The sequence below is a fragment of the Ectobacillus funiculus genome (assembly GCF_004138295.1).
Lineage (GTDB): Bacteria > Bacillota > Bacilli > Bacillales > Bacillaceae_G > Ectobacillus > Ectobacillus funiculus.
In genome coordinates this window covers 1-4,312 of the sequence record NZ_SCFM01000113.1, presented here as the reverse complement: position 1 = coordinate 4,312, position 4,312 = coordinate 1, and the positions used below count along the sequence as shown (strand labels likewise).

Annotated in this window: 2 protein-coding genes and 1 pseudogene; 2 read left to right on the top strand and 1 reads right to left on the bottom strand. The window is 36.3% G+C overall.

Annotated features, from left to right (window positions below):
- Positions 1-942: 942 nt before the first annotated feature.
- Positions 943-2,340: a D-xylose transporter XylE gene (gene xylE, locus EP737_RS25010; RefSeq protein ID WP_129732113.1), complete on the top strand. Its 1,398-nt coding sequence runs from the start codon at positions 943-945 to the stop codon at positions 2,338-2,340.
- A 94-nt stretch (positions 2,341-2,434) separates the two neighbouring features.
- Here the strand turns inward: xylE and EP737_RS25005 are convergent, their stop codons facing one another.
- A complete protein-coding gene (locus EP737_RS25005; protein ID WP_342772940.1) occupies positions 2,435-3,610 on the bottom strand; it encodes an ROK family protein in 1,176 nt (391 codons plus the stop codon).
- A 259-nt stretch (positions 3,611-3,869) separates the two neighbouring features.
- Between EP737_RS25005 and EP737_RS25000 the strand changes: the two are divergent.
- A pseudogene (locus EP737_RS25000) lies at positions 3,870-4,312 on the top strand (xylose isomerase); the annotation flags it as partial.

Here is a 4,312-nt window from a genome sequence, read left to right as displayed (position 1 = left end):
CGTCAGGAACGTTTAAAAGCGGTGGTCAATCAGTACCTATTGGAAACATTATCGACTGTAACTGTATAACAGAAACAGACACTCAAATAAATAAAAAGGGGGCTGGAATGGTATTTTATTCCGACGCCTTCTCATTACCCAGTATCATTGCTAGATAGAGAGGTGATACTGGGTAAGTTTTGTGAAGTACGCAACATGATCATTATAAATAGGAGTTTAATTTTAAATACGTAGGCTATTTGAAAAAAGAAATAATCTTATCAGCTTTCATTTCCATTACCTTTTTCAAATTCCTATATATAAACGAGTTTTGAAATCGATTCCCACGTTTTTTGGATAGAATCTCAACAAATAAGATATTTTCATATGGGATAAGGAAAAAGATTAGATTTATCTATTAGATAAACTAATCTGATGTTGTTATCCTCCATATGAGAACGATTTCAATGCTTGTTAACAAACGTAGTAAATTTATATGAACTAACTATATAACAGTAATGAAACTCGTTGGAGGTGGATACTCTAAATGTTTAGATGTGGAAAACCACCAGGTCTTGATCTATTTTCCTGCTTGATTCAATCCTTTACTTTTAAAGGGGACTAAGGACGGATTGGAGTAATTATTTGAGTTATATTTTTTCTGTAAGTAATTTAAAAATTCAAAATAGAAGGGAGTATACAGACAGATTTTAGAATAGTCCATCAAAAAGAAACAGGTTATTTAAAACCATCTTTAACCGTATAAATAATAAGCTATTTTGAAAACGCTATAATGATTAGAATAAGATGGAAAGCGTTATCAATGTTTAATTATATAACGGAATGTAAAAGATAATTAATAAAACGATGCTGCATGGCTAGAAAATGATCACTTGCAAGCCAGCTGTTGAATTTTATAAATTAGTGTTCTTTTTGGTTACTAAAATCTGTTTGTAATAAACTATGAAACAAAAACGAAACTCACTCTATATATTTTCAATTACGTTAGTAGCTGCTATTGGCGGTTTGCTCTTTGGTTATGATACAGCTGTAATATCTGGTGCAGAAGCATCAATAAGAATATATTTTATCGATAGCTTAGGGTTAGGGTCATTAGCGCACGGAGCAACAATTTCAAGTGCATTAATAGGTTGTATCATTGGCGGATTCTTATCTGGCTACTTCGCCTCAAAATTTGGTCGTAAAAATTCACTTATGGTAGCGGCTATACTATTCATTGTATCAGCTCTAGGGGCTTCTTATCCTGAGTTTTTATTTTTCACAAAAGGAGAACCAACGATCTCTTTGTTGCTTGCCTTCAATGTGTACCGAATCATAGGTGGAATTGGTGTTGGTTTGGCATCTGCAATTTGTCCAATGTATATAGGAGAAATTGCTCCTGCTGATATTCGTGGTCGGTTGGTTTCGTTCAATCAATTTATGATCATTTTTGGTATGTTGGTTGTTTACTTTGTTAATTGGGGCATTGCTAATGGACAGACATTGGAATGGATAAACGATGTGGGTTGGAGATATATGTTTGCTTCGGGAGCTATTCCGGCTTTATTATTCGGCATACTTTTACTTTTCGTGCCAGAAACACCTCGATACTTAGTAATACAAAATCAAGATGATAAAGCTCTAGCAATTCTCACTAAAATTAATAATAGTCCTTCAGAGGCGAAATCAATTTTGAGTGAAATTAAACAAACGATAAATATGAATGTTTCTTCCGAAAAACTATTTGCTTACGGAAAATTAGTGATTGTTGTTGGAGTACTTCTCTCTGTATTCCAACAGTTTGTTGGTATCAATGTTGCTTTATATTATGCGCCACATATTTTTGAAAGTATGGGAGCTGCAAAAGATGCTTCCATGTTACAGGCGATCGTTATGGGATTAGTCAATGTTATCTTTACGGTTGTTGCCATCGTGACTGTAGATAGATGGGGACGTAAACCATTGTTAATAACAGGTTCTGTCGGTATGGCTATTGGTATGTTTGGTGTAGCAGGACTGGCCTTTTCAAATATTATTGGGATTAGTACTTTAGTATTCATTATTATATATACAGCTTCATTCATGATGTCATGGGGACCAATCTGTTGGGTATTGATCTCTGAAATCTTCCCTAATAAAATTCGTGGACAAGCTGTGGCTATTGCCGTAGCTGCACAATGGGCTGCTAACTATTTAATTTCATCTACTTATCCAATGATGATGGAGTATAGCGGTGGCTTAACCTATGGTTTCTATGGTCTAATGAGCGTACTGTCAGCTGTATTTGTTTGGAAGCTTGTCCCTGAGACGAAAGGGAAGACCTTAGAGGAAATGGAGACAGCTTGGGGCAAATCAGCATAATATACTGTAAAATATAGGGGAAAATAAAGACTGCCGCTGAATTTCACGGCAGTCTTTATGCGTTAGTATTGTTATTAACCCAAAAATAAACTCATTATTGCATTTGCAGTTTTGACTTAAGAAATGCTTCAGTTGAAAAAGCTGCAACTCCCAAGGCAGAAGAGGGCAGGGATAAATTTGAGAAACTCACTTTAATATCCGTTTGATGAAAAGACAATGTAAATTTGTCTATCACATTCCGAACTTGAGGCTCAATCCATTGTCTTGCTGCTGCAAGGCGATTTCCAATGATAATTTGCTGCGGATTAAAGGCATGGATAATATTAATAATCCCCAAGCCAAGATTTTGGCCAACCTCCTTTAGTAGTTGAATGGCTGCTTGCTCCCCATTTTGTGCCAGTAATAGTATTTCGCCTAAATTGACATCATTCATTATTCCCAAGTTCATTTCATTTGCTTTTGACAACAGGGATTGTTCAGATGCATACAGCTCCCAGCAGCCCTTATTTCCGCATCGGCACTGCATTCCGTTTTTGTCAATTGTCATATGCCCGAACTCGCCTGAGTAACCATTAATTCCCTTATATAATTCACCGTTAATAATAATGCCTGTTCCGATCCCAATCCCTGCACTTACATAAATGAGATCATCAAAGGGCTGTCCGAGTCCAAACTTTTTCTCGCCGTAAGCACCGGCATTTGCTTCGTTTTCGACAATAACAGGTATATTGAATGTTGTTTCAAGTGCTGCTGTTAGCGAAACGTTTTTCCATCCAAGATTGGGAGCAAGCAAAATATCTCCTTCCTTATTCAAAATTCCCGGTGCACCAATTCCGATTCCGACGATTCCATAGGGAGAGAGGGGAGCAGCATCGATTAAAAAGGAAATAACATTTTTCACACGATTAAGAGTATCGTCAAAGGATATATTTGTATACTTTTCATTTTTGGTAGTCACAATGTTTCCGTGAAGATCGGTTAAGACTCCAAGAATATAGTTGACACCCAGGTCGAGTCCAATGGAATAGCCGGCAGCTTGATTAAACAATAACATGACCGGGCGTCTGCCCCCGCTGGATTCGCCTGGGCCAGACTCATAAATTAACTGTTCCTCCAGCAACTCTGCTACTAATGATGAAACTGTTCCTTTGTTTAAACCGGATGTTTGCGCGATATCAGCACGTGAAATAGGAGCATTGTTCATAATGAGATTCAATACAATTGACTTATTTTCTTTTTTTACTAACTGTTGATTCCAGATCATTTGCATGATGATTTCTGTTCCCTTCTTTATACAGTAGCTGTACAGCCACTATAACGATTTTATTTTTCTAAATTGATTCTATATAATCATTATAAACTTTGTTCATCCGATAGACAAACAAAGTTTTTGGTGATATAATCAATTCATAAGTTGTAAAGCTGAAGGAAATTTGAAATATAGTTGTTTCATTTTTAGTGTACTGTAAGCGATAACAACAAAAAATCGTGAATTTGTAACATGAAAACAAAAGAGGAGGAAATTTCAAATGACTTATTTCCAAAATATTAACCAAATCCAGTTTGAAGGTCCAACATCAAAAAATCCACTTTCATTTAAATATTACAATCCAGAAGAGAAAATTAATGGTAAAACAATGGAGGAAATTCTGCGCTTTTCTGTTGCGTATTGGCACACATTCGCTGCTGATGGAACAGATCCATTCGGTGCAGGAACGATGATTCGTCCTTGGGATCATTATAAGGGCTTAGATTTAGCAAAAGCGCGTGTAGAAGCGGCATTTGAATTGTTTGAAAAGCTGAATGTGCCTTTCTTCTGCTTCCATGATTCTGATATCGCGCCTGAAGGAAATACATTAAAGGAAACATATGATGCTCTTGATCCAATCGTTGCGATGATTAAGGATTACATGAAAACAAGCAAAACGAAATTGCTTTGGAATACAGTGAATGCGTTTACGCACCCACGATA

Excerpts from the sequence above, each read along its gene's own strand:
- EP737_RS25005 (WP_342772940.1), bottom strand. The coding sequence starts at position 3,610 with ATGCAAATGATCTGGAATCAACAGTTAGTAAAAAAAGAAAATAAGTCA.
- xylE (WP_129732113.1), top strand. The coding sequence starts at position 943 with ATGAAACAAAAACGAAACTCACTCTATATATTTTCAATTACGTTAGTA.